General features: G+C 40.0%; 20 protein-coding genes. 6 read left to right on the plus strand and 14 right to left on the minus strand.

Features of this window, described 5'->3' with window-relative positions:
• Positions 1–95: 95 nt before the first annotated feature.
• Positions 96–1,202 (minus strand): o-succinylbenzoate synthase, encoded by a 1,107-nt coding sequence (gene menC / locus CD33_RS03065; RefSeq protein WP_036198079.1) that lies wholly within the window; start codon positions 1,200–1,202, stop codon positions 96–98.
• 334 nt (positions 1,203–1,536) lie between these two features.
• Here menC and CD33_RS03070 point away from each other — a divergent pair, with 334 nt between their 5' ends.
• Positions 1,537–2,730, plus strand: coding sequence for a YbfB/YjiJ family MFS transporter (locus tag CD33_RS03070; protein WP_036198081.1), 1,194 nt, complete (start codon positions 1,537–1,539; stop codon positions 2,728–2,730).
• 1,322 nt (positions 2,731–4,052) lie between these two features.
• Here the strand turns inward: CD33_RS03070 and CD33_RS03075 are convergent.
• Positions 4,053–7,145: an MMPL family transporter gene (locus tag CD33_RS03075; protein ID WP_036198155.1), complete on the minus strand. Its 3,093-nt coding sequence runs from the start codon at positions 7,143–7,145 to the stop codon at positions 4,053–4,055.
• A gap of 169 nt (positions 7,146–7,314) precedes the next feature.
• Here CD33_RS03075 and CD33_RS03080 point away from each other — a divergent pair, with 169 nt between their 5' ends.
• Positions 7,315–7,881 carry a TetR/AcrR family transcriptional regulator gene (locus CD33_RS03080; protein WP_036198084.1) on the plus strand — a complete coding sequence of 189 codons (567 nt, stop codon included), beginning with the start codon at positions 7,315–7,317 and terminating at the stop codon, positions 7,879–7,881.
• A gap of 136 nt (positions 7,882–8,017) precedes the next feature.
• Here CD33_RS03080 and rpoN read toward each other — a convergent pair whose 3' ends face one another.
• The gene (gene rpoN, locus CD33_RS03085; protein WP_052129939.1) at positions 8,018–9,349 is read right to left on the minus strand and encodes an RNA polymerase factor sigma-54; all 1,332 of its coding nucleotides are present in this window, start codon (positions 9,347–9,349) and stop codon (positions 8,018–8,020) included.
• 16 nt (positions 9,350–9,365) lie between these two features.
• Positions 9,366–10,739 (minus strand): sigma-54 interaction domain-containing protein, encoded by a 1,374-nt coding sequence (locus CD33_RS03090; RefSeq protein WP_036198157.1) that lies wholly within the window; start codon positions 10,737–10,739, stop codon positions 9,366–9,368.
• A gap of 310 nt (positions 10,740–11,049) precedes the next feature.
• On the opposite strand from CD33_RS03090, the gene CD33_RS03095 reads away from it, so the two are divergent.
• From CD33_RS03095 to CD33_RS03105, 3 genes are all read left to right on the plus strand, one after another.
• The gene (locus CD33_RS03095) at positions 11,050–12,243 is read left to right on the plus strand and encodes an ornithine--oxo-acid transaminase (protein ID WP_036198089.1); all 1,194 of its coding nucleotides are present in this window, start codon (positions 11,050–11,052) and stop codon (positions 12,241–12,243) included.
• An 88-nt stretch (positions 12,244–12,331) separates the two neighbouring features.
• Positions 12,332–12,883: an SLOG family protein gene (locus CD33_RS03100; RefSeq protein WP_036198090.1), complete on the plus strand. Its 552-nt coding sequence runs from the start codon at positions 12,332–12,334 to the stop codon at positions 12,881–12,883.
• A gap of 208 nt (positions 12,884–13,091) precedes the next feature.
• The gene (locus CD33_RS03105; protein WP_036198092.1) at positions 13,092–13,400 is read left to right on the plus strand and encodes a hypothetical protein; all 309 of its coding nucleotides are present in this window, start codon (positions 13,092–13,094) and stop codon (positions 13,398–13,400) included.
• 91 nt (positions 13,401–13,491) lie between these two features.
• On the opposite strand, the gene CD33_RS03110 is transcribed toward CD33_RS03105, so the two are convergent.
• On the minus strand, positions 13,492–13,716 hold the full coding sequence (locus CD33_RS03110) for a sulfurtransferase TusA family protein (RefSeq protein WP_036198095.1): 225 nt from the start codon (positions 13,714–13,716) through the stop codon (positions 13,492–13,494).
• Between the two features lie 33 nt (positions 13,717–13,749).
• Entirely contained in the window at positions 13,750–14,814 is a 1,065-nt protein-coding gene (locus CD33_RS03115; RefSeq protein ID WP_036198159.1) for a YeeE/YedE family protein, read from the minus strand.
• Positions 14,815–15,190: 376 nt separating this feature from the next.
• Between CD33_RS03115 and fumC the strand changes: the two genes are divergently transcribed.
• Positions 15,191–16,582, plus strand: coding sequence for a class II fumarate hydratase (gene fumC, locus CD33_RS03120; protein ID WP_036198096.1), 1,392 nt, complete (start codon positions 15,191–15,193; stop codon positions 16,580–16,582).
• 229 nt (positions 16,583–16,811) lie between these two features.
• Here the strand turns inward: fumC and CD33_RS03125 are convergent, their stop codons facing one another.
• The 8 genes from CD33_RS03125 to CD33_RS03160 form a co-directional block, all read right to left on the minus strand.
• A complete protein-coding gene (locus tag CD33_RS03125) occupies positions 16,812–18,458 on the minus strand; it encodes a ribulokinase (RefSeq protein ID WP_052129942.1) in 1,647 nt (548 codons plus the stop codon).
• 12 nt (positions 18,459–18,470) lie between these two features.
• A complete protein-coding gene (locus CD33_RS03130) occupies positions 18,471–20,255 on the minus strand; it encodes an L-fucose isomerase (RefSeq protein ID WP_036198101.1) in 1,785 nt (594 codons plus the stop codon).
• A gap of 1 nt (position 20,256) precedes the next feature.
• Positions 20,257–21,708, minus strand: coding sequence for a rhamnulokinase (locus CD33_RS03135; protein WP_036198103.1), 1,452 nt, complete (start codon positions 21,706–21,708; stop codon positions 20,257–20,259).
• A gap of 12 nt (positions 21,709–21,720) precedes the next feature.
• Positions 21,721–22,365 (minus strand): class II aldolase/adducin family protein, encoded by a 645-nt coding sequence (locus CD33_RS03140; protein WP_036198106.1) that lies wholly within the window; start codon positions 22,363–22,365, stop codon positions 21,721–21,723.
• Positions 22,353–23,333: a Gfo/Idh/MocA family protein gene (locus CD33_RS03145; RefSeq protein WP_036198108.1), complete on the minus strand. Its 981-nt coding sequence runs from the start codon at positions 23,331–23,333 to the stop codon at positions 22,353–22,355. Before CD33_RS03145 ends, CD33_RS03140 begins: the two co-directional genes overlap by 13 nt.
• A 57-nt stretch (positions 23,334–23,390) precedes the next feature.
• On the minus strand, positions 23,391–24,377 hold the full coding sequence (locus CD33_RS03150; RefSeq protein ID WP_373906679.1) for an ABC transporter substrate-binding protein: 987 nt from the start codon (positions 24,375–24,377) through the stop codon (positions 23,391–23,393).
• Between the two features lie 101 nt (positions 24,378–24,478).
• Positions 24,479–25,474, minus strand: a complete 996-nt coding sequence (locus tag CD33_RS03155) for an ABC transporter permease (RefSeq protein ID WP_036198112.1) — start codon at positions 25,472–25,474, stop codon at positions 24,479–24,481.
• A 15-nt stretch (positions 25,475–25,489) separates the two neighbouring features.
• The gene (locus CD33_RS03160; RefSeq protein ID WP_036198114.1) at positions 25,490–26,986 is read right to left on the minus strand and encodes a sugar ABC transporter ATP-binding protein; all 1,497 of its coding nucleotides are present in this window, start codon (positions 26,984–26,986) and stop codon (positions 25,490–25,492) included.
• Between the last annotated feature and the right edge of the window lie 7 nt (positions 26,987–26,993).

The following is a 26,993-nucleotide window of genomic DNA, read 5'->3' on the forward strand; positions in this document are numbered from 1 at the left end:
TATACATACGTCAAATAAAGCCATGAAATGTTTTTCAAATTTCGACGAAAAAATCGCAGGAGGTCAAAGGTTAAAGTCTCCTGCGATATTGCACGCTATTTGTATGTTTTACTAGTTGTTGTATATTTGTTGATGGCCTCCAAATTTGGAGCAAAGCCTATTCCAACTTCTTGAGGGACTGTAATATAACCATCCTTTACAACTACTTCCGGCGTAATAATATCTTGTTCAAAGTAATGATTGGAGCCTGCTGTGTCTCCGGGCATAACGAAATTCGATAGTGCCGTCAGAGCGATATTGTGTGCCCGGCCTATCCCGGATTCAAGCATACCGCCGCACCATACCGGAATCCCCTTTTTCTCACAATAATCATGAATTCTTTTAGCTTCTGATATCCCGCCGACACGGCCAATTTTAATATTGATGATACCACAGCTTCCCATTTCAACCGCTTTTCTAGCATCCTCCAATGAAAGGATGCTTTCATCTAAACAAATCGGGGTTTTGATCATTTTTTGCAACTCAGCATGGTCAATAATATCGTCCGGTGCAAGTGGTTGTTCTATCATCATTAAATTAAATTCGTCCAATTGTTTAAATATCTCCACATCCGCCAAAGTGTAAGCCGAATTCGCATCAGCCATCATTGGCAGTTCAGGGAAATTTTCACGTAGAACGCGCATTACATCTACGTCCCAACCTGGCTTGATTTTAAGTTTAATACGCTTATATCCTTCATTAACCGCTTTAGCGACTACCTCAATTTGTTTTTCAATCGTCTCTTGAATTCCTAGGCTAATACCCACTTCGATTTTATCCTTTTTACCACCAAGGGCCTGTGCCAAAGATTGGTTTGTTTGTTGGGCATAAATATCCCATAGCGCTCCTTCGATCGCAGATTTAGCCATATAATTTTTTCGAATCCCTTTAAATAACTCGATTGTTTCTTCGGGATGCCGTATTTCTCGGTCCAAAATTAAGGGAATTAAAAAATCCTCCAGCATATGCCAAGTTGTTTTCATTGTTTCCTCGGTATACCACGGCGCCTCGAAGGCAACCGATTCTCCAAATCCGATTGTTCCCTTTTCATCTTCTACTTCTAAAAGCAAAAATCCTTTGTTAGAAATAGTGCCAAAGCTTGTCGAGAATGGATGTTTAAGTTTCATATTTAAATGGCGTATAGTTACTTTTTTTATTTTCATCTTGATTTCCTTCCTATATGCTAACTAATTCGTATTTTTTCGAACATCAATGCAATCTCTATCTTGGTACACTGCCCTCTTTAAATCACATTATTATAAATATACATCTTATATAAAGAAATTCGTGAATTCACGTCTGTAAATACAACTTTTCTAAACAGCTATACTCACCTTTGTTAGTTAGATCGTGGTGGAATTCTCTCCTGTTATTACCTCTATATAGCTTAAAATCGACGCTCCTCGATTTATATAGCTTGTTTCCTCATGATAGAATGTTACAATTATATGAAAGTTTTTGAAGTTTTTCACAAATTAGTCATAAGGGGATGTACGAATGCAAAGACAACACATAGAGGTGCTATTTGGAGGCGTGTTGCTTTTAGTAGTTGCAATGGGGATCAGTCGTTTTGCATTTACACCGATCTTACCGTTCATGCGAATAGAGGAAGGGCTCTCCTTTGAAAAAGGTGGCTACCTAGCTTCTAGTAATTATATCGGTTACTTTGCAGGGGCTCTTGGCGCGGGGTTTATTTACCGCAATAAAAAAAATTTCTTGATTATAACTGTGATACTTAATGTGATCTCGATTTTCATAATGGGGTTGACACATTCTTTTTTGCTATGGCTGTTATTGCGATTTATTGCAGGTGCAACAAGTGGTTTTATTTTCGTATTGACCTCTAGTATTATTATGGATTACCTGGCTTCCCACTCGAAGACTCGTTATTCGGGCTTTTTATTCTCCGGAATCGGGATCGGTATTGCTATCTCGGGTTTACTCGTACCGTTTATCGAGGGCCGTTTCGGTTGGGAGGGATCTTGGCTGGGGCTCGGTATATTATCTGCGCTATTTCTCATTATGACAATCGTTTTTTGGAGGAGTATCTCTATCCAAAATGGCGAGAAAGTTGAAAAATCGAATGATACTAAAATCTTCAAAGGGTTTATGCCTTGGTTAATCATTGCTTATGGTTTGGAAGGCCTTGGTTATATTATTACAGGTACATTTTTGGTAGATATCATCTACAATATTGAGAGTTTAAGATCGTTTGCCAGTTTTAGTTGGGTAATCGCCGGAATAGCCGCCGCACCGGCTGCACCGTTATGGATGCTGTTAATATCCCGGTTCACTACCGTGAAAGTATTATCAATTGCTTATATTTTGCAGGTGATTGGGATACTATTGCCTGTTTTTGCACAGACATCCTGGAGTGTTCTTTTATCAGCGTTTTTATTCGGCTTTACTTTTGTAGGGATTGTTTCTCTATCAACGGCTTATGCACGTGAGCTATTTCCGAAACAAAGTGGGGTTGTGGTCTCTGCATTGACTACCTCCTATGCGCTCGGTCAAATTATCGGGCCTATACTGGCAAGTTCGGTTGAATCATATTTTAATAGCTTTAAAGCGCCTCTTTCCTTCGCAGGCTCCATCGTAACTGTTGCACTTGCTATTCTATTAATAGGGAAACGGTATAGTGATCGTAAGGAGTTGGCAAAGGATATCGAAGTTTTTCATCATTCTAGTTAGATATTTCCATATTAGCAGTTTCCCGGCAAACAAAGGGAAACTGTTTTTATTTCTCCGCCACTTCTTCAGGATACCGATGTGGTCTCCGTTTTGTTGGGGGCAATTTCCCAACATTTACTTATGGTAGATTCTAAGTAGATTCATTCCTCATGATTTCTATCTAGACTTCAGCACATTTTTAGCTTTCATGGCTATATGTCCATTAACTAAATCTATTAACCGAATAAAATGATACAGAAAGGAGGTGAAACAAGGTTTGTAAATGTTCTCCTCATCATCGTTGCCATGTTCACACTCCTCCAAATAGGCAAATTGATGATGTATAATCTGGAAGAATGGCTACAACCCTTATATTAATCTATTAGTACTCTAATGTTTTTAAGAAATGGCACCATGACCAAATGGAGATTCAAGGATTGAATCTTTTCGGCAATCATACTCACCTGGTAGATTCATGCCTTAAAGAATTGTGATTCAATCTCTTCCCCCTCTTAAAAGAAACTCCATGGAAGATTGGAAATGCGAATGCAGCATTTTTTGAAGACAATGCTTTACTGTTGGGAATCAAGAAAGAGAATTGTCAATTTGATGATGTAAGCAGATGCTATAAATATGAATAGATAGTTTAAAAACATGTGAACAGCATGATATTAGTAAGCTCGGGTCTCCAAAAGATTTAAGAAGAAAACTAAGATCATCCATTCATCCAGCAAATGCGGACATTATGACAATTGCACAATTACTCTATTTCATGTAAGGGAATCCGAATTCCGACAAATCTCTCAAAAACAAGCAAATAGAGTATATTTTAAAATAGGCGGGGAACAAAGCTTCCCTCGGTTAAAGCAGAAAAAAATCACATCTTCTGTAATGGCGAAAACTTCCTCCTTTCTGACATTATGAGCAAGTGTGATTATAGCTGGAATTTCAAAGCTTTTAAGTAACAACTATGCTTTTGGCTTCTCGTAAATACTCTTTATTGAAAAGGATTATTCAATTTAATAAGGTGCAGTAATTTTTCCACAAACCCATTTTATACAACCTGTTTAATGCTTATTGGTTCAAAGCCAATAGGCATCTTTTTATTGATAAGGCAAGTATTGTTGGGTTATATGATTGCCGAGTTGTTCTCTTTGTAGAAGGTTTGAGGAAAAATGAGATTCCTTTTCCCAGATTTCAAGAGCTTCTAACAAGGTGAATATTCTTAGCATGCGTAATTATCTTTTCAATAAAAAGTATTTCTATAAGCTAGTTGATTTAGATGCTTTCAATAAAAAGGTGGCGGGAACAACTAAATTCCCACCACCTTTTTTATTTTTATCCTATTCTTTTTTTCTTGAGAATACGTTTTTCATTTTTTCAGTCAGCCCCATTACTGCTGGCATGAAGACCGGCAGCATAATAAAGCTTAATAATACAAGGCCGACCAAAACCAAAATCGCTACTTGCATTAGTGTAACAATACCCGAAGGAATTAACGCCGCAAACGTACCACCCAAGATTAGGGCCGCTGACAAGACAACGCCGCCGATATGTTTGGCTGCATCAATAATTCCTGCACTTCCCTGTTCCTTCACTTCATGATAACGCATCATTAAGAAGATACTATAATCCACCCCTAGTGTTACGATCATGATAAAGCTGAAGAATGGAACATTCCAACTCAGTATACTTTGCCCCAGCAATGCTTCACTCAGTAATTCAGAAAGGCCGAGTGATGTGTAGTAAGCAAGAATAAGCGACGCAATAATTATAATCGGTTGCCAAATAGAGCGTGTGATAACTACTAATACAAGTGCAATACCAATCATCATGATAACAATCGTACGCGTAAAGTCATCACTGGAAATTTGCTGCAAATCTACATTGGCTGATGATTTACCGCCCAATGCGATTTCTGCATCGGCAAGACTTGAATTTTTTGCAGTTGCCTTGATTTGTTCATCGATATCTTTGATAATCGACATCGCTTCTTTTGAATATGGATTTACGTCCAAGATAATCGTCATTTTTGTCATTGTCCGATCTTCCGACATGTACATATCCAAGCTTTCTTCAAATTCTTCACCGTCTAATACTTCTTGCGGTATATAGAAGACGCTATTTGAATCTGAACTGCTGACTTCTCCAAGATAGTCTTGTGCGTCCAATAGACCATCACTGATCTCCGTTAAACCATCTGTGCTTTGGGCCAAGCCGTCCTGCAATTGCTTCATTTTATCTTGAAGTGTCGTTAAACCTTCTTGCAATTGTTTTTGGCCGTCGTTAACTGTAGATAATCCTGTTTCCAGATCTCCAGTTTTGGAGCTAATTTGGTTAACCCCTGCTTCACCTGATTGGAGTCCTGTCGCTAACGTATTAGCTCCCGTTTGCAGTTGTCCTACTCCCTTTTCCACCTGCTCCAAGCCATTTGTAATTTGAGCGAAAGATGTATTTGCTTGTTGCAGAGAAGTGATGGCTACATTGTATTGTGGCGTTAACTCTTGTAATTTTGTTGCTAGTTGCGCCAGCTGAGCCTGGGCGGATACTGCTGTACCGATAACAGTTTGGACATTCACATCAGTGGCTAAATCCGGATTAGATTCAACTAAGACATTCATGGATTGTTCAATGGCTGCATAACCTTGTGCACTGCTTGCAATTGCATTTTCCACTGTAGTGAAAAGTTCACTAAATGCACTTAATCCATTTTCAATTTCCCCGTACCCTTTTTGTAATTCAGAGGCACCACTACTTAAATTACCAATACTTGTTTTTAAGGCACTTAGACCACCTTCCAGTTCGGTTGCCCCATTAGCACCATTTTCCAAGCCATTCGCTACTTGGTTTAAAGCATCCCCTAACTTGCCAACCCCCTGCTCCATTGCAGTAGTACCATCAATTAGTTGTTGGACGCTATCAAAGCTGTTTTCGTCTACTTCACCAAGCTTGCCTTCTGCTTCAGAAAGACCTTCGTTAATAGTTCCCAAGCCTTCTTGAGCCGAACCAAGACCTTCATTTAGTGTATTTGTTTGATCCTGGATATATAAATCTTGAATTTTATCCCCCGCCGGACGTGTTACAGATAACACTTGGGAGACACCATCTACATTTGAGATCACATCTGCCAATTGGTCTATATCTTGCAAACCAGATTGAGTGGCAAGTGAATCTTCTTCTTTAATAACCAATGTTGTTGGGGATGAGAACCCAGATGGGAAATGATCCTCAATTACATTGATTGCTTGTTTTGATTCATATTCATCGCTGATTTCAACCAAATCATTATAATTCAGTTCACCGGTATATTTAATAATGAACGGTGTTGAAATGACAGCTACCAATACCAATGCAACAATCGGTCTAAAGAAAGAATGCTTCGATAAAAATAACCATATTTTATTTTCACTATGGCCATTAATCGATTTAGCCGGCCAGAACATCTTAATGCCAAATACAGCCATAAAGAACGGATTTAATGTAAGTAATACAAGCATTAAAACTGCTACCCCGATTGCAACAGCCGATGTCGCCTGGTAAAGTTTAAATTCCGCTAAATACAGTACGATAAATCCGATAAATACTGCAATCCCACTATATATAACCGTTTTACCTGCCGTCTTGTATGTCTCAGTAATCGCTTTTAAAATTTGTCCGCCTTTTCCGAGCTCTTCTTTAAAACGTGTGTAAAGTAGGATATTATAATCTGTTCCTATTCCAAACAAGATAACAATCAAAAAGACTTGCGTAAAATTTGAGAATGGAAAGTTGAACTTATCAACAAGCTGGGTCACAATCCCAAGGGAAACAATATAGGATACGCCTACTGTAATTAACGAAATTAAAGGAACCACTGGAGATCGGAATACTAAAACTAATACGACCAGTATGAAAACAATCGCAATGACCTCAGTTTTCTTAATTCCCGCCTGTGATGACTTTGCAAAATCATCCATTACGATATCTGTTCCTGTATAATAAGAATCTACAGATTGCAGTTCCGTTTCTTCCCTCAAGCTTTGGGCAGCTTCTTCTACTGTCCCTTGATTTTTATCAACGGAAATTTGAGTTAATATCGTTGTTCCATCTTCGGAAACAAGTTGTTTCTCTGCCTCTTCGCTATCTGCGGGAGCAAGCATGTCCGTTATCCCCAGCTCATCGCGATGATCTTTCAGGGTTTGGATTGCCTGATCAACCTCTTCAAGCTGTGCTTCAGTCAATGCTTCCTCATTGCCACTCGTAAATACCGCTATAAACTCATAGGTATCGGTTCCCTCATCGGCCATCTCCGTCAGCAGCTTTGATGCCACCTTACTTTGAGTGTAGGATGGAATATCTGTCTGACCTTTTTCACGTACTAATGTATCTAAATTTGGCATTGTAACAATCATGACGATTGATATTATTACCCATACTACAAACGATGCAGTACGCATATTCAGCCAATTCTTCAAGTTGAATCACCTTTCTTCTATATAATTCGTTTGTTTCTCCAGTACTTCTTTTCGAGAAACATTTCTATTAATACACTAACATGATAAAAAAGTTTAAAATATAGACAATGAGGGCCCAATTGTTTAAAAAATTTTTAATCCGGGGTGAAAAATGAAACATAGTGAAGAAACAAAAAGAATACTTGCCGTATCCTTAAAGGAATTAATGAAAAATAAGCCCCTTGAAAAAATCTCCATCCGTGAACTGACTGAAAATGCGAATGTGAACCGCCAAACCTTTTACTACCATTTCGAAGACATTTACGATTTACTCAAATGGACATTCCAACAGGAAACAATTCAATTTCTGGATGTACATGATGATGCACTTGTTTGGAAAGAAGGACTACTTCAGCTTTTTAAATATTTGGAGGCCAATAAAGAATTTTGTTTATGTGCATTACAATCTTTGGGCCGAGGTCATCTTAAGCGTTTTTTCTATTCCGATATTTCCAGCATTTTCGGAAGAGTTATTAAGGCATGTGGAGAGAGATTGGATGCAACGGAAGAATATATGTCATTTTTAACTCACTTCTACACCATCTCATTGGCGGGTTTAGTAGAGAGCTGGCTTACCGGTGAAATGGACCAAACACCCGAGGAGATAATTGAGATGATTGATATCTTTATAGCTGATCAACTACTCGGTGCGGAACAACGGATAAAAGGAAATAGTTAGTAGTTAGTGCAGCCTGATAAAATAAGTGATTAGCTTTTTTTTAGGATTTTGTGCTTTGCGATTTGCGCAAAATTCAAAGTGTGTTCAACATAACTACCAAAAAAGCAGCATCCCTCTCTCCTATGGAGATGTGGTGCTACTTTTTTGTCCTTCTTGCAGATTGGGGGATGCTGAGCTCTTCTCTATATTTTGCAACGGTACGCCTTGCGATCGGAATCCCTTCTGCTAGTAAAAGGTTGGCGATTTTCTGATCGGACAACGGCTTATTCCTATCTTCTGAGTCGATAATCGCCTTGATTTTTTCCTTAATTAATAATGGAGACTCCACTTCACCATTATGCATTTTTACGCCACGAATAAAAAAGGTCTTCAGAGCAAATATCCCTTTTGGCGTTCGTATATATTTATTACTGATTGTACGACTGACAGTGGATTCATGAAGTCCTACATGATCCGCTATCTCCTTTAGGCGAAGGGGGACCAATGCCTTTGTTCCTTTTTGGAAAAAAGCCCTTTGTTTTTTCAAAATACTTTCTGTTACCTTATACAATGTTTCGTGACGCTGCTCAATTCCACGCATCAACAATATAGCATCCGAAAGTTTTGTTTTTAAATATGTCCCCGTCTCCCCGCAATCAGTTATTCGAAGCAATTCTTCATAATGTGGGTTAATTGAAATTTGGGGAAGATACATATCATTTATCGAAATGATATGCTCCCCATTAAATTCTTCTACAATAATATCGGGTATGATGAGTTCTTGTCTCGCGGACTGCACTGCCATTAGTGGCCGTGGATTTAACTGCTTAATATATGAGAATGCATTTTCTATTTCTCTTTTTGGTACGCCATACAGGTCAGCTACAAACTGAAAATCTCCTTGAGCCAAATCCTCAAGATGTCTTAGGATAAGTGCCTCGGTATGTTTCGGAGCGTTTCCATCCCGAGCTGCTTGTAGTTGCAAACACTCTCTTAAACTACGTGCACCTATTCCGGCAGGTTCAAAGCTTTGAAGCAGGGAAATAAGTTCGTCACATTTCTCAATCGGTACACGAAATCGTTCAGCTGTTTCTTCCATATCACAATCTAAATAGCCTGATTCATTCAAATTACGAATCAAATAAAGGACAATTTCCCTTTCACTTTTCGTTAGCCGTCTTTGAACAGCTAGCTGCTCCATTAAATAGGGTTCAATCGAGCTATCTTGTTGTGGAATATGCAAAAGCGGATCAAAAAGGGCATCACTTTCATAATTGGAAGCCTGGGAATTCGGTACACGCGCCATTTCCAGTAAATGCTCGCTATTCGGTTCTATCAATTCGATAAGAGGGTTGGCGTTAGCTTCCTCTCTTATAATATGTTCAAGCTCCTCCAAAGAATATTTAAGAATCTCTAATGATTGCTTTACGTAAGGTGTTAGGGAAAGTTTGGTTTCTAGCTTATGCTGTAAATGTAATGATACCTCCACTAGAATACCCCCTTTTTTATGTCTTCGGCACCTGTATATTTAGACGTTTCATTCGGTATTGCAAGCTTTGCCTGCTTAAATTCAACGCCAAGGCCGTATTGGTTATATGGTTTTTGTGAGCTCTTAAATACTGCTCTATCGTTCGCTTTTCAAACAACGCTAATTGTTCCGTCAAACCCGTGTTTTCATTATTTTTCGGCGCTTCTGTAATTACCTGATGCGGAATAGGTCTTCTAGCTTCACTTTTACGATATTGATAAGGTAAATGATCAAACTCTATCACTTGTTCATGATTCACCAAATTCATGGAAGCTTCAATGACATGCTCCAATTCGCGAATATTTCCCGGCCAACTTAAAGAGTCAAAAAATTGAAGTACATCTTCTGATACACACTTTACGTTCAATTTGAACAATCCATTATATTTTTTTATAAATTCTTCAATCAGTATCGGGATATCCCCGTTACGTTCCCTTAATGGCGGGATAAATAGGGTCACCACCGCTAAACGGTAATATAAATCCTTTCTTAAACGGTTATTGGCGATCGCATCAATTGGATCTTCGTTTATCGTTGCAATAACTCGTACATCGATTGAAGTTTCCTTCGAGTCTCCAATTCTGCGTACTTTACGCTCTTGCAATAGGCGCAATAGTTTTGCTTGCAACGCAATATTTAAGGAATTCAACTCATCGAGCAATATAGTCCCGCCCTGTGCTTGCTCAAAAAGCCCCGGACTATCAATCGCCCCTGTAAATGCCCCTTTTGTCGTACCAAACAAAATCCCTTCGATTAGGGTGTCCGGCAATGCAGCACAGTTCTGTGTGATGAATGGGGCTTCTGAGCGTTCGCTTTCCGCATGAATGCTCTGTGCGAATAATTCCTTACCTGTTCCGGTTTCACCGATAATCAAGACATTCGAATTTGTCCGTGTCGCACGTTTTGCCAAGGCAATAACTTCTTTTAATTCACTGCTCTTGCCTATGATATGATTAAACGTAAAATCTGTTTTCGTTTGTCTAAGATTTTGGCGGATCAATCGTTCCATCTTTGTCACGTCTGCCGCAATTTCTACGGCCGCACATATATCTCCGTCAACCTTTAGAGGAAATGTGTTATTAACGGTTGTAATCTCTACACCACGATTATTAAAATAGGTTTGTTTCACATTGACGATTTCCTCGCCATGCTGCAATGATTTCAATAACGTACTACTCTGGTTTTCTTGAAATTGAAAGACATCCCTTACGTCCTTATGCAAAACATCTTCCTTGTTCATCGCTTCCATCTCACGCATTTTTTTATTATAGATAATCGTTTTCCCATCTCCATCCACTGCATGAATTCCAACGCCTACCCGCTCGATAATTTCTTCATATAATTGTTTCATTATACGCTCACTGTGATTCAATTCTCATCACCTCATTCCTATCATACTGCAAAAATATTATGCTAAAAAGGTTGAATTGCTATAAATTTTGCGCAAAATTATTTGGCAAAAGATAAAAACTAGTGATAACTACAGAAGAATGAAGTTGGCATGAAAATTGCTTATTAAAATATGATACTAGAAAGAAGAGTTTTTAATATCAATAATTCAACTGCAATGGGTAACCAATACTGTGTTTCGCTCTGCATTTTGATTGTTGGTCATCGATTCAGACAATTTTTTTAGCAAGACTTTCTAAGGAGGAATTTAAATGTCGACAAAATCAGCTAACGTAATTGAACAAACAGAAAAATTTGGTGCGCATAACTATCATCCGCTGCCAATCGTCATTTCGGAGGCCGAAGGGGTATGGGTACAAGACCCTGAAGGCAATAAGTATATGGATATGCTATCTGCTTATTCCGCACTCAATCAAGGTCATCGCCATCCTAAAATTATTCAAGCATTAATTGACCAAGCAAACCGCGCTACTTTAACATCCCGTGCATTTCATAATGACCAGCTTGGACCTTGGTATGAGAAATTAACGAAAATAACTGGGAAAAATATGGTATTACCAATGAATACCGGTGCAGAAGCTGTGGAATCTGCAATAAAAGTTGCACGACGATGGGCGTATGATGTAAAGGGTGTAGCAGAGAACAAAGCTGAAATCATCGGCTGTTATGGAAACTTCCATGGCCGAACGATGGGCGCCGTTTCCCTGTCATCCGACGAAGAGTATAAAAGGGGCTTTGGACCTCTATTACCAGGGTTTATATTAATTCCCTACGGAGACGCCGAAGCTCTTAAAGCTGCTATTACACCAAACACAGCAGCATTCATTGTGGAGCCGATTCAAGGGGAAGCAGGAATCGTAATGCCTCCAAAAGGATTCTTGAAAGAAGTGGAACAAATCTGTAAAGAAAACAATGTTCTGTTTATTGCCGACGAAATCCAGACAGGGCTTGCCCGTACAGGTAAAATGTTCGCCCATCAGTGGGAAGAAGTAAATCCAGATGTGATGATCCTTGGCAAGGCTCTTGGCGGAGGTGTATTGCCGATATCTGCTGTTGTGGCAAATAGCGATATTCTTGGTGTATTAAATCCAGGTTCCCACGGCTCCACATTTGGTGGCAACCCACTTGCTTGTGCAGTTTCAATTGCTTCCTTGGAGGTGCTTGAAGATGAAAAATTAACTGAACGTTCATTGGAATTGGGTAACTACTTCCAAGAACAATTACGTTCGATTAATCACCCTTCAATTAAGGAAGTACGAGGCAGTGGTTTATTTATTGGGGTTGAATTAACAGTTCCTGCCCGTTCATATTGCGAACAATTAAAGGACTTAGGTTTATTATGTAAAGAAACGCATGAATTTGTAATCCGATTTGCCCCACCATTAATTATTACAAAAGAAGAAATCGATTGGGCTTTGGAAAAAATAAAATCAGTATTCGCTTAATCAAGTTTTACAAGAGGCTGTTCGAATTATTTTCGGATTGCCTCTTTTCTGCGTTAAGATAAGGGAAATAACTAAAGGAGTCATGTATATGCAAACCATTTATCTATCTGGATACCGCCCTCACGAACTTGGTATCTTTAATGATAAACACCCCGGTATCCCAATTATTAAGAAAGCAATCGAAAATGAATTAAGAGGATTGTTTGACGAAGGGCTTGAATGGGTAGTGATTAGTGGGCAGCAAGGAGTAGAAACCTGGGCAGCAGAAGTCATAATCCATCTGAAAAATGAATATCCTAATCTTAAGTATTCTGTTATCACACCTTTTTTAGATCAGGAAAAGAATTGGAACGAAATAAAGCAACAAAAATATCACGATATTCTCTCCAAGGCAGATTTCGTAACAAGTGTCACGAAAAAACCCTATGAGGCTCCATGGCAATTTATCGAAAAAGATAAGTTCATTATTCAAAACACCGATGGGTTGCTCCTGGTTTATGATGAAGATAATGAAGGCTCTCCGAAATATGTAAAAAAACTTGCACAAAAATATGAGGAACAGCATAACTATAGGATTATAGAAATTAATGCCTACGATTTACAATCAATTGCAGACGAAATGCAAAGAGAGGAATGGTAGCGTTCATCTTGCATCTTGGCAGTATCGGTGGTTGGCACACCTATTATCCTCAGCGAAACTTCTTCATTCTTCACCCTTCTAGCTTTATCATTTATTCAAATGTTTTTCGAGGCAAAAATAAATTGATTAAATTTTCTGTCATTTTTATTTATTTTTGTTATAATGATATGAAATCCAAAACATTAACTATTTTGAAGGAGATGATGCTATGCAACAAATCAGATTTGTAAAGGAAGCAAAACCTATTAATGTATCCCATGATACTTACAGGAGGGAGTGCTGTTATACGAGCGGTGTCCATATTCCATATGATGATTTTGTCGGAATTTTGGAGAGTATGCCACATGATACAAAGCTTTACTTTGAATTCCACAATCCAGGAAAACAAATTGCTCCGGGCACTTATTTAAATGGTCATGCAGGGCTAGCAAGAAGTATCGTCAATTATTATCAACAAACGAAAGACTTGAATGTTAACGGTGTAATCGGCCAGGATTTCTATGTTAAAATTGTTTAATTTCGGGGTGACAATCAGGTGAATACCAAGTAAAAACACCGCTCTGTTCGAATGCCAATGGCGCTTCGCTTCAAGCGGTGTTTATTTTAAACTATTTCTTTTGAATTGAGATTGTCCAAGATGCTTCATCTAGTTGCTCAAAGTTTGTAACCGTATGGCCAGCTTCTGCAGCCCAAGTTGGAATTGACTCTGTCCCTTGTGTACAGTCAAATTCAACTACGAGCACATCCCCTGAATTCATTTCTTCAATCGCATTTTGTGCTTCTATTAATGGAAATGGGCAAACCATTCCTTTTACTTCTAAAGTCTTTTGCATGTCTTTTCCTCCTAAAAAGTTTATCCTGCTCGATTAAGCGGGTGTTACTTGTTCTTTTAGCTTTGCTGCTTTCGCTTTTTGGCGCGGACGTACAAACACGAAGTAAGATGCTGTCCAAGTACCTAAAATCATGAATATGAGGCCGATCCAACCTTGCCAAGTCATCATCGCGGTCATCACCAACCCGTTCCCGATAGAACAGCCCCCGGCAAGACTTGCACCTACCCCCATTAAATTACCGCCGATAAAGCTATTGATACCCGTTTTAACATCTGGCATTCTAAAGCGGAATTCCTTACTTGCTTTCGCTGCAATAAATGATCCTGCAAAAATCCCCAGCACCAAGAATACACCCCAGTTGATAAATCCTTTATCGCCCGTTGTCAAGTATTGCAGGATATTCGCTGATGGCGTTGTAATACCTAAACCAAAAACTCGGCCCGTTGCCGCGCTTAATGGCCATGCGATCAAAGCAATAACACCGATTAAGGTAGCAGTTACAAATGGATGCCAACGTTTTTCAAATAAAATATGGGCCAAACCTGTACGTTTCGGTTTTAATGCTGGAATAACTACTTTCGGTTTTGTTAATTGTTTATAAACTATTAATGCAACAATCACAACAAAAGGAATAATGATAATCCAATGATTAATGCCGAAAGTTTCTGCAATTGAGTTTGTTGGGAATACAGCACTTTGTTGTGCTTGTTGGTTGAATGATGCCAAAACACCTGACTTCATGATCGTACTCATTAGCATATAACCAGCTAATGCAATCCAGCTACCAATTAGCCCTTCCCCTGCACGATACCATGTACCTGTCGCACAGCCCCCTGCTAGAATAATTCCTATTCCGAAAACAAAAGATCCAATAATGACAGAGACAATGGAAATAGAACCAGCAGAATACTCAAATACGCCTAAATCTATTAGTAAAAATACACCCACACTTTGTACTGCAATGGCAATAAGCAATGCATAAAACATGCGGTTATTTTTTGCTATATACATATCACGGAATCCACCTGTTAAACAAAAACGGCCTCTTTGCATAACGAAGCCTAGTAATGCTCCACAAAGCAGTCCGGTAATAATCATGTAAGACACAATCTCACTCCTATTCTATTTTAATTCATAGTAAGTTGATATGATTATATTACATTCATTATTGCTACTTTACAATAGTTTTTTTGTATACAAAAACAATAATAGAACCTTTGTCCTATTACAGAGTATTATTTTTACATTCCAACTATTTTTATAAAGTGGGAATAATTTGTATGAAAAATGTTGACAATTCAATTGATAATGATTATCATTATCGTATATTACTACTCTTTCGAGACGAACCCCTCACACTTCTCGAATAAATTTGATGGAAAATGGCAAATCTACTAAAGGTTTGCCATTTACTATTTTGTCTTCTAATTTCGGGTATAGCATACATATATACTATTAAAGGAGTGTTGATAGAATGGAATTTCGAATTGAAAAAGATACATTGGGTGAAGTGCGCGTACCAGCAGACAAAATTTGGGGCGCTCAAACTCAACGAAGCAGAGAAAATTTCCAAATTGGCGAAGAAAAAATGCCTATCGAAATTATTCACGCATTTGCTACATTAAAAAAGGCAGCCGCCATCGCAAATAAGAAATTAGGCAAGCTACCAGAAGTTAAAGCGGATGTAATTGTTGCTGCTGCAGATGAAATTCTAGCTGGTAAATGGGATGACCAATTCCCTCTCGTAGTGTGGCAAACCGGAAGTGGTACACAATCCAATATGAATGTAAATGAAGTGATTGCCTTCCGCGCCAACCAAATGCTTGAAGAACAAGGGAGTTCAGAACGAATCCATCCAAATGATGATGTCAACAAATCACAAAGCTCAAATGACACATTCCCTACCGCTTTGCATATCGCAGCAGTAGAAATCGTCGAGAACTATTTAATGCCCCGACTCCAATTATTAAAGGCTACTTTAAAGGAAAAGTCGGATGCATTTAACGATATTATTAAAATAGGCCGCACTCACCTTCAGGATGCAACGCCACTAACATTAGGCCAGGAAATTGGCGGCTGGCACCATATGCTTGTAAAATCCGAAAAGATGATCATGGTGAATACACAATTTTTAAAAGATCTTGCCATTGGCGGAACGGCTGTTGGAACCGGCATTAATGCACATCCAAAGTTTGGCGACATGGTTGCTGAAGAGATAAGTTCATTAACCGGCATGTCCTTTAAATCTTCCGAAAACAAATTCCATGCACTGACAAGCCATGATGAAATCGTCTCTGCTCACGGTGCATTAAAGGCTCTTGCAGTAGATTTGATGAAGATTGCCAACGATGTTCGTTGGCTGGCAAGTGGACCGCGGAGTGGAATCGGTGAAATTACTATTCCAGAAAATGAGCCTGGAAGTTCGATTATGCCCGGGAAAGTAAATCCTACCCAGAGCGAAGCGATGACAATGGTTGTCACACAAGTGGTCGGAAACGATGCAACAATCGCCTTTGCAGCATCACAGGGGAACTTCGAGTTGAATGTTTTCAAGCCTGTTATCATTTATAACTTCCTGCAATCAGCTCGTCTTCTAGCAGATTCCATGAAGTCATTTAACGATAATTGCGCAATCGGTATTGAGCCAAATAAAGAAGTCCTTGAACGAAATCTCGAAAATTCATTGATGTTGGTCACAGCATTAAACCCGTATATCGGCTATGAAAATGCGGCTAAAATTGCGAAAAAGGCACATAAGGACAGTACGACATTGAAAGAGGCTACACTTTCGCTTGGGTTATTGACCGAAGAACAGTTCGAGGAATATATTGATCCAAAGAAAATGATTTATCCAAATGCAGAATAATACCAAAGACAAATGATGCTGGGACAGAATCCGAAGACACCATTTCCTTGATTAGGAAAATGGTGTCTTCTTGATGTAGCTAAGAAATTCCCACTTCTATCCCGGCCTCTTTTATCGTTCAGCAAGGAAATCGTATCGAAGTTTGTTAATCCCAGTCTTAGATAATAAAATCAAAATAATGGTAGTAAGTGATATCGTAGTTCTTGCCATTGGGATGACTTCCCATAAACTATTTACTATTGAGTACTTCCTCTTTCGATTTCAATTCCTTTAATTCTTTTAAAATTGTTTCGTTCTTTCCAAAAAGCGTACTTAATTTTTGATAGATTTCATACAATTGTTGGTACTTCTTTTGATATTGAGCATTTGGTTTAAATTGCACAATTTGCTTTGCAGCATATTGTTTAATCAGATCATTCACTGGTTCCCGTTTAGCAGCAGCAACACCAATAATCGCCGCCCCTAATGCAGATACATGATCTTGATTAATTACGGTTATCTCTTTTTGCAGGACATCCGCATAAACCTGGACAAGAAAATGATTCTTTCTAGGGATTCCACCCGTCAGCACTACCCGATTTACCGGAACTTGGTTTCGTTCAAATAAATCCAGGATGACCTTTGTACCAAAAGCTGTACTTTCCACTAATGCCCGATAGACCTCATAGCTTTCTGTCAGTAGGGTTTCACCTACCATTACACTTGATAGGTTCGGGTTAACAAAAGGTGTACGATTTCCATTATGCCAATCAAGTGCTACAAGCCCTGATTCCCCCACTTCCAATTTGCTTGCGTAATCGTTCAACACTTCGAAAACTGATTTCCCTGCTAAGTTCGCTTCGATGTAGTACTTTTCCGGCAACTGTTTTTTTACAAAATACGAAAAAATATCACCTACCGCGACTTGCCCTGCTTCATAAGCAAATAAGCCCGGGATAATTCCATCTTCCACAACACCGGAAATGCCGGGGATGACTGTTTCTTTTTCACTTAATAATAAATGGCAACTAGATGTCCCAACAACAATTAGAAGTTCGTTTGGTTCGCTCAACCCCGCTCCTATAACCGCTGCATGGGCATCTATCATACCCACCCCTACAGCTGTTCCACAGGATAGACCTAACCAGTTCGCCATGTCTTCCCGTAAATATCCTGCAAACGTGCCAACCGGCAATACATCGCCCACCAGCTTCGTATCATATACTTCTTCAAGTGCTGGATGAATAGAGGCCAATGTTGCTCTATCCAAGTAATTACCGCTTTTTTGCCATAGCCCTTTATATCCGGCCATGCAATTACTGCGCACTAAACGACCTGTAAGCTTCGCCACTAACCAATCACCAGCTTCGATGAAATAATCCATTTTATTGAACAAAGTTGGTTCATCGTGAATAACTTCCAAAAGTTTGGGTAAAAGCCATTCAGATGAAATGATATTTCCGTACTTTTCCAAGTATGGGTGGGCTGCTAACCTCTCTGTAATGATTCTTGCTTCCTTATCGGCACTATGGCTCTTCCATAACTTTGCGTATGCATGGGGGTTTTTTGAAAACTCGGGCGTCTTCATAAGCGGTTCAAAATCTGCTGTTATGGGTAAAACCGTGCTGCTAGTAAAATCAATCCCAATGCCTTTAATTTGCTCCTTGGAGATGTTTGTTTCCTTCACTATCCTCTCCGTAAGCTCCTTTAAGGTCCACTCATAATCATTTGGATTTTGCAGAACCATTGCGTTTTTTAAAGGACGATCATTTAATTGTTTTGCAATCACCCCATGGGGATAAGCAACCTCGATCGTGGCGATAATTTCCGCGGTTTCAATATGAATAAGTAATGCCCTGCCGGTTTCCGTACCAAAGTCAAAGCCGATTGCATACATCGTCATCCCTCCTTATTTGTATAGAGGACCAAAATTCTGACAAGCTCTAAAATCAGCTTGTTCACTTTCTTGGGTACCAAACATGTTCCAAGCGCTTGGGCGGTAAATGCTCTCACTGCTAACATTATGCATATTAACCGGGATACGCAGCATGGAAGCTAATGTCATAAATTCCGAACCGACATGTCCGTAAGTTACGACACAGTGATTGGAGCCCCAGTTATTCATCACCGAGTAGACATCCTTGAAGGCGCCTTCGCCAGTTAAATTTGGGACAAACCAAGTTGTTGGCCATGTCGGATCTGTTCTAAGGTCTAGCGAATCATGCATCTCATCTCCCAATTCCACCGTGTATCCTTCCGCAATTTGCAATACCGGCCCCAAACCTTTAATATAGTTCAATCTACTTATCGTTACTGGCATATCCCCTTTTGTCGTGAAATCTGTTGAATAGCCTCCTCCACGGAAATAACCAGTATTCCCTGGACGTAATTGTGTATTTTTTATACAAGCCATCATTTCATCGTCCGTAATATCCCAAAATGGTTTGATAGCCGGATTTCCATCAATTTTTTGTTGTCCCGTACCATCCAATGCCGCGGGGCCGGAGTTGATCAAATGAATAAAGCCTCCCTGCGCTTTTCCTGTTGGCACCTTGCCTGTCACACGTTTTACCGCATCGGGACTCCAATACGTACGAACATCCGCGAACACCTGTGCAGTATTTGTCAGCAAGTGACCGAATGCCATCGTGACACCATTCATGCAGTCATTTTCTGTTGCCAAAATATAAGGAGCCCTTTTCCCGTTCCAATCAAAAGATGAGTTAAGGATTGCTTCCATAAAATCACCATTTGGATAATGGTCCGTCCACTGCCTTTGTCCCTGGAATCCGGCAATAAGCGCATTATGTCCGCATGCCTCTTCGACCCAGCCTTGTTCTGCCAGTTTTTCATTTCCAATCATTAAATCCCGGGCAATAATCGCCATTTTAATAGAAGTTTGCAAGTCTTTTTCTTTCTGTTCGGCCGTGCGTTGCCCTTTAGGTTCGTTAATATCCTCGCCAAACACAAAATGCTCTTTTACCCATTTATAGGCCTTTTCATATTCTTCTTTATCGAAAATCTCCAATTCCATTCTTCTTAGAAACTCTACAGATTCCACATACTCATTACGCATGCCTAAGTACTCTTGGAAAAAGTCATCTTTTACAATGCTCCCTGCAATTCCCATCGAAACAGAACCCATTGATAAATAGGATTTCCCGCGCAACGTTGCTACCGCTAAACCAGCCTTAGCAAATTTCAGAAGCTTTTCCTGAACATCGCCTGGAATCGTTGTATCTCCCAAGTCTTGAACATCTCGTCCGTAAATACCAAAGGCAGGCAGACCTTTGTGATTGTGGGCTGCCAATACAGCCGCCAAATATACCGCTCCCGGACGTTCTGTTCCGTTAAAACCCCAAACCGCTTTAGGTATATGCGGATCCATATCCATTGTCTCTATTCCATAGCACCAGCTCGGAGTAACAGTAATCGATACGCCAACACCTTCACGCCTAAACTTTTCCGCGCAGGCTGCAGCTTCAGCTACCCCACCAATACATGTATCGGCAACTACACATTGAACCGATTCACCATTAGAATACTTTAAGTTTTCACTTAAAAATTGAGCAACCGCATTTGCTAAACCAATTGCATGATCTTCAATGGACTCACGCACCCCTCTACGTCTTCCATCAACCGTCGGGCGAATTCCAATTTTCGGAAACTCCCCAATAAATCTATTTTCCCCCATTTTAAGAAACCCCCTTATTGATATGTGCATCTGCAAATTGTATGCTCATTTCCCGCCACATTTCGGCTTGTTGTGGCTCATATTCTTTAGCTGGAAAGGATCGTTTTATCAATTGCCGTCCTTCATCCAGCGAAGCTATTTCCCCTAGTGCCCTCAACTGCGAGAGCCCATTTCCTAATGAACTTGCTTCTGCAGGGCCTGTCACTACTTTTTTGTTTGCTGCATTTGCAATCAGCTGGCAAATAATTTCATTTTGAGCCCCGCCTCCACCAATGTATATGGTTGAACAGCTATGTTTGGACAATTCCTCCATCCGATTGATGACAGCAGCATATTGCATTGCCAAGCTTTCGCTGACACACCGAACAAATTCCCCAACATTGTTGGGAACAGGCTGATTCGTATTGTGACAGTATGCTTGTATTGCTTTGGACATGGAGTTCGGGTTAAAGAAGCTTGCATCCTCTGGCTGAATGAATGATTGAAATGGTTCTGCTTTATGGAATGCCTCCCTTTCATCATCGAAATCTATGGCCATACCACGTTGTTTCCACTCTTTCCGCAATTGCTGGATCACCCAGAATCCCGTCGCATTTTTCTGGAATCGAATGTCCCCTTCACTTGTTCTCTCATTCGTAAAACCGCCATTAAAAGCATCCATTGTTAGCACAGGTTCTTTAATTTCCATACCGATTACTCCCCATGTCCCTAAGCTAATAAACATTGCATCGCCCTCTTCAATCGGCAAAGCGGATAAAGCACAAGCCGTATCATGGCCAGGTACTAGGGCCGCCTTAATAGAAGGAAAATCCGAAATTTTTCCAATAATTTGATGCGGATTGTCGATCAAACTTAAAGGCAATGACCGTTTGAATATGGAGTGGATTAACTCTTCATCCCATTGAGATGAATGAATATTTAACAACTGTGTCGTCGAAGCAATGGTTCTTTCATTCACAATCTCATTGGATAACGCATGGATAAATAGATTCGGCATGAGTAATATCTCCTTTGCCTCTTCCAAAAAAAATGGGTGATGTTCTTGAATCATCCTTAATTGAAACAAAGTATTGATCGGAGATACTTCATTACCTGTCCGCTTAAACAACTCATTATGACTGATTGTCTTCTCTAGTTCTTGAACAAAAGGGACGGTATGTGTATCCCTATAGGAAAATGGATTGGATATTAACTTTCCTTTTGTATTTAATAGACCTATATCAACGCCCCAAGTATCAATCCCTAATGAGGCTGCATTGTTTTCTGCTTTATTCAAACCTTCACTCAAATTTTTGAGGATGGAAGGAAAATCCCAGTAATAATGTTTTCCTATTTGGATTGGTTCATTTTTAAACCGATGAACTTCTGATAAACTCAAGCTTTCTCCATCAAACTTTTGAGCAGTTAATCGTCCACTGGAAGCACCTAGATCATATGCTAATACGACCGTCACGTTAGCACCTCCCTATCTTTCTAAAAGTTTTGCACGGTATTTTTCCGCAGATAGATTTCGTAATGCACCGCACTCTTCCTCTGTTAGGATACGTGGCTCACCCAATATGGAACTGTAGGTAAATACTTTGGCAGATTCCTCTGTCAGCTGCATAAAGAAGAATGCTTCCTTCATCGTCTTTCCTACGGTTAATACACCATGATTACGCATTATCATGACATCCGTGTCGCTCACTAATTCGGCAACCTTTTCGGCAAGCAATGAAGTTGTCGGGATAACATAATCGATATAGCCCACTTTTTTTACCATTGCCGGGAAATCCGGAAATAACGGTGGAATTTCCTTGCCTGCAGTGGCGACGGCGACAGAGTACGTGGGATGGGCATGTAAACATGCGTTGATACTTGAATTATTTCGGAAACACTCTAGATGCATTAATACTTCCGAGGAAGGACGAATCTCGCTTTCATGGTGCCCTGTTTCGATATGCACTTTCACCCACTCATGGTCAGCAATTTCTTTTAAGTCGTACCCACTTGGAGAAATATACATATATTCCCCATCTCTCATGCTCAAGTTTCCTCCCGCACCAACAACTAGACCACTGCTTACTAATTCCTTTGCATATTTCTGAAGCTCTTCTATCACTTTTGACATATGCCGGCCCCTCTCTCCAGTTCATATTGAAGTTGCTCCAATAACTCCATTTGCATTAACATTTCATTCCAAGCATAGCTAGATTCCGATTCTCCCAATAGCACATGGTGGAAATGTTCAATCTGCAAATGATAAGCATCCCCTTCCAAATAAACCCGCTCCATCTCTTCACCTCTCACTATTTCGATTACACCCGTATGTTCATTGAGGTCTGTCCGAAAGGCGTATGGCAACCGCATGGTGCCTTTTGTGCCAACAATGTCCACATTTTGAGTGAAGCTTCCATAAAAACTGCAATCCATAATTCCCAGCACTCCATTTTCATAGAGGATATTTGCTGCGATATGAACATCCAGAGCAGCTCTTTTAGAGTGGATTACTTGCAATTCAGTTACATTCTCTTCCAGGAATAATTGTTGAATATTAATGCAATAACAACCGATATCCCGCAAAACACCGCCACCAAGCGAGGGGTTAACGCGAATATCATTTTCCCAATCCAGCAGTTCAAAATGAAACTGACTACGAACCGTCACGATATCCCCAATAGTGCCTTCGTCTAGCAACCGTTTCGCCTCTTTAATTTGCGGATGATGCCGATACATGAAAGCTTCGAGAATGAATAAGCCCTTTTCACTCGCTTTCTCTTTAATCTGCAATAGCTCGCCTTTTGTAAGAACAATCGGCTTTTCCACTAAAACGTGCTTTCCATATTCGATTGATTTCATGACCCAATGAAAATGTTCACTATTGGGTAATGGAATGTAGACAGCCTCTATTTCCTCGACTTTCAACAGCTGTTCGTAATCATCGAAAGTGAAGGATATCTTGTGTTGTTCTTTAACTTCATTCAAATTATTGGATTTACTGGCAATAGCAATAATCTCACCACCGGCTTTTTGAATAGCCGGCATGACTTTTTCCTTTGCAATTGTTGCTGCTCCCAGTATTCCCCATCGAATTCCCATGCCGATGCCTCCTTTGAAGAGGAGCTGCCTTATTTCAGCTCCTCAACTCACCTTCACTTATTCATAGATCGCCGATTGAATCTCTTCGCTCTCGATATTTTCTTTGTCGTACCAATAGAACCCGGTATCAATTTGCTTTTCAACTGTTTCGCCATTAATCGCTGCAACGGCAGCCTTCACCGTTTCATAACCGATCCCCATCGGATTTTGTGTTACAGCTCCAGCCATTACCTCATTTTTAATTGCATCAATTTGCTGTTTACCAGAATCGAATCCAACTAGGGTAATTTCCCCCACTTTATTCATTTCTTGAACAGCATTGATAACGCCGATTGCTGAACCTTCATTGGAACCGAAAATACCTTTTAAATCCGGATGCGCTTGCATAATCGCTTTTGCCAAATCTGTGGATTTCAAATGGTCGCCACCGCCATACTGAATGTCTACTATTTCAATATTTGGATACCTTTCTTCGATTTGGTTGACGAATCCATCTCGGCGGCTAATACCTGTAATAGAAGTTTGGTCATGAACAACTAAAGCAACCTTTCCTTCTTCCCCAATCAATTCGGCCATTTTATCCGCTGCAAGTGCTGCTGCTGCTTCATTGTCAGTCGATGCAGTCGCTAATGGAATATCGCTATCCACACCCGAGTCAAAAGCAATGATTGGGATATCTTGACTTTTTGCTGTTTCCAATAAACCTACCGATGCTTGGGAATCCAGTGCTGCAAATCCGATCGCGTCAGGTTTTTTATCCAATGCCGCTTGAAGCATCTCAATCTGTTTATCGACTTGCGATTCGCTTTCAGGGCCTTCAAATGTAATGTCTACATCAAATTCTTCAGCAGCTTGTTCAGCCCCTTCTTTCACCGCTTGCCAGAATTGATGCTGAAAGCCTTTCGAGACGATTGCTACATACGGCTTGTCGCTACTCTCTGCGGGTGCATCAGTTGAACCTTGTGAATCAGCAGAACCAGACGAATCACTCTCCTCTTCACTGCATGCCACCAGCAATAATCCTAGCAATAGCATAATCCCCATTAACCAATAACGTCTTTTCATTGAAACATCCCCCTTGGATATTACTGTCTTGTATACTAGCCATTAATGGCTTAATACCATATTCAACATTCACTTTGGTATTACTTTTTCCTTCTGCGTAAAATATCCATATATACGGCAAAGATAATAACCACTCCAACTACAACTGTCTGCCACTCCTGCGGGATGGAAAGTACACGCAATCCATTCGTTAGTACGCTCATTATTAAGGCACCAATAATCGTCCCGATAATAGTTCCTTTTCCTCCGCTTAATGATGTCCCCCCAATTACCACGGCTGCAATTGCTTCCAACTCATACCCTTGACCAAGAGCTGGTTGGGCCGAATTAAGACGTGAAGCCATTAGCACACCGGCAATTCCTGTAAATACACCCGCCAACCCATAAATTGCGATTTTCCATCGATCGACACTAATTCCCGATAGTTTTGTCGCCTCTTCATTGCTTCCAATCGCAAAATTAAATCGACCAAGGATTGTTTTGGACAAAATGACGGCAGCGATAATACCCAATATGAAGAAGATAAGAACCGCATTCGGTATATCAATCCCCGGGATGATAGTCCCAAGGGCAATCTTTGAGAACATTTCATGGTCGGTAAAATATATAGGTGCCGCATCTGATATTACTAAAGCCAACCCTTTGGCAATCATCATCATTGCAAGTGTTGCAACGAATGGTGGTATACCGAGTTTGGTGATTGCAAATCCACAAAGCATCCCACATAGTGCCCCTGTTAAAATACCTCCGATGATTCCAAAGATCAGCGGCAAGTTCGCATTCACGATGATGATTCCTGTCATGACAGAGCTTAAGGTCATGACAGTGCCGACTGATAAATCAATCCCCCCCGTGATTATGACGAATGTTGCTCCCAACGCCAAAATCCCGATGACCGCTGTTGAAAGTAAAATACCGATAATATTACTCCACTGCATGAAATTCGGTGAAGCTATCGAGAAAAAGATGACCAAAACTACCAAACTTCCAATTGCCAAAAATTGCTGCAATTTACCACCTGTTGTCTTTTTCAATTTTGGCGCTTCCAATTGCCCCTGTATTGAATCCGCTTTCAAAATTGCCGCCCCCTTTCATTCTCTATAAGCTGTTGCAAGTTCCATTATTTTTTCTTGGCTAGCATCCAATGCATTGAGTATTCCCGTCATTCTTCCCTCCGACATGACGGCAATTCGATGACTCATTCTTAAGATTTCCGGCAGCTCCGAGGAAATCATGATAATGGATTTCCCTTGACTCGCCAAATCCTCCAGCAACCTATAAATCTCGCCTTTCGCTCCCACATCAATACCACGCGTCGGTTCATCGAATATTAAAATATCGCAATCTCTTAAGAGCCATTTTGAAATAACAACTTTCTGCTGATTCCCTCCTGACAAAAATCGGATTTGTTGGTGAATGGAAGGCGTTTTTATTTTTAGCTTCTCCACAAAATGTTCGGCTGTCTTCGCAATTTTATCTTCCTGCACAAAGCCCGCTCTTTGGAAATTTTGCACGGAAGCTAGAGTTACATTTGTCTTTACGTCCATATCCAATAGCAAACCTAAATGCTTGCGATCCTCCGTTAAAAATCCAATCCCTTTTTGCACTGCTTGAGTGGGATTCGATATTTTCACCTTTTTGCCGTGTAAATAAATTTCACCGGATTTTATCTTATCGATTCCAAAAATCGCATTTGCAACTTCTGTACGACCGGCGCCCATCAATCCTGCGAATCCCAAAATTTCTCCCTTTCGTAAAGCAAACGATACTCCTTTAACATTTGTATTAGTGGAGACATTTTTCATTTCTAATACAACTTCTCTATCATCCCTTTGAATATTTGGTTTTGATTCTACGTAAACTTCACGTCCAACCATGAGATGGATCACTTGTTTTATATCTGTCTCGCTAGTTTTTAGTGTGTCGACATATTCCCCATCACGCATAATGGCAATTCGATCTGAAATACGTTTCAGTTCATCCATTCGATGTGATATATAAATAATTCCTACACCGGATTTCTTCAGATTTTCAATGATTTCAAAGAGCACATCAATTTCCGGCTCCGTTAACGCAGTAGTGGGTTCATCCATTATCAAAATTTTCGATTCATACGAAAGCGCTTTCGCAATTTCTACCATTTGTTGCTTAGCAATTGTCAATTGTTCAATCTTTGTCTTGGGATCCAAATCGAGTGAGAGTTGATTGAACAGGTCTCTTGTCATTTGGTTCAACTCATGATCCTTAATGAACAAGTTCATTAAACCTTTTGGTTCTCTCCCGATGAAAATATTCTCGGCAATCGTCAGATCCTTCATTAGGTTCAATTCCTGGTGAATCATTGATATTCCTAATTCAGCCGCGCGTTTTGTGTCCGGAATCTCGACCTTTTCACCATTTAGGGAAATTTCCCCCTGATCCGCCTTATAGATGCCTGTCAGAATTTTCATTAATGTGGATTTCCCTGCTCCATTTTCACCAATCAAAGCAAGTACTTCCCCTTTGTTAAGATCGATTGAGACATTTGATAAGGCTTGAACTCCTGGAAACGCTTTAGATATACCTCGCATTTCTAACAGTTTTGTCATCCCCGTT

It is taken from the genome of Ureibacillus sinduriensis BLB-1 = JCM 15800 (assembly GCF_000772955.1).
Classification (GTDB): Bacteria; Bacillota; Bacilli; order Bacillales_A; family Planococcaceae; genus Ureibacillus; species Ureibacillus sinduriensis.

Coding starts and splice junctions, on each gene's coding strand:
- menC (WP_036198079.1), bottom strand. CDS start 1,202: ATGAAAATAAAAAAAGTAACTATACGCCATTTAAATATGAAACTTAAA.
- CD33_RS03130 (WP_036198101.1), bottom strand. CDS start 20,255: ATGGGGGAAAATAGATTTATTGGGGAGTTTCCGAAAATTGGAATTCGC.
- CD33_RS03070 (WP_036198081.1), top strand. CDS start 1,537: ATGCAAAGACAACACATAGAGGTGCTATTTGGAGGCGTGTTGCTTTTA.
- CD33_RS03100 (WP_036198090.1), top strand. CDS start 12,332: ATGCAAACCATTTATCTATCTGGATACCGCCCTCACGAACTTGGTATC.
- CD33_RS03110 (WP_036198095.1), bottom strand. CDS start 13,716: ATGCAAAAGACTTTAGAAGTAAAAGGAATGGTTTGCCCATTTCCATTA.
- CD33_RS03145 (WP_036198108.1), bottom strand. CDS start 23,333: ATGGGAATTCGATGGGGAATACTGGGAGCAGCAACAATTGCAAAGGAA.
- CD33_RS03075 (WP_036198155.1), bottom strand. CDS start 7,145: ATGCGTACTGCATCGTTTGTAGTATGGGTAATAATATCAATCGTCATG.
- CD33_RS03090 (WP_036198157.1), bottom strand. CDS start 10,739: ATGAAACAATTATATGAAGAAATTATCGAGCGGGTAGGCGTTGGAATT.
- CD33_RS03125 (WP_052129942.1), bottom strand. CDS start 18,458: ATGTATGCAATCGGCTTTGACTTTGGTACGGAAACCGGCAGGGCATTA.
- CD33_RS03115 (WP_036198159.1), bottom strand. CDS start 14,814: ATGATTATTACCGGACTGCTTTGTGGAGCATTACTAGGCTTCGTTATG.
- CD33_RS03095 (WP_036198089.1), top strand. CDS start 11,050: ATGTCGACAAAATCAGCTAACGTAATTGAACAAACAGAAAAATTTGGT.
- CD33_RS03140 (WP_036198106.1), bottom strand. CDS start 22,365: ATGTCAAAAGTGATAGAAGAGCTTCAGAAATATGCAAAGGAATTAGTA.
- CD33_RS03105 (WP_036198092.1), top strand. CDS start 13,092: ATGCAACAAATCAGATTTGTAAAGGAAGCAAAACCTATTAATGTATCC.
- CD33_RS03160 (WP_036198114.1), bottom strand. CDS start 26,986: ATGACAAAACTGTTAGAAATGCGAGGTATATCTAAAGCGTTTCCAGGA.
- CD33_RS03080 (WP_036198084.1), top strand. CDS start 7,315: ATGAAACATAGTGAAGAAACAAAAAGAATACTTGCCGTATCCTTAAAG.
- fumC (WP_036198096.1), top strand. CDS start 15,191: ATGGAATTTCGAATTGAAAAAGATACATTGGGTGAAGTGCGCGTACCA.
- CD33_RS03150 (WP_373906679.1), bottom strand. CDS start 24,377: ATGGGGATTATGCTATTGCTAGGATTATTGCTGGTGGCATGCAGTGAA.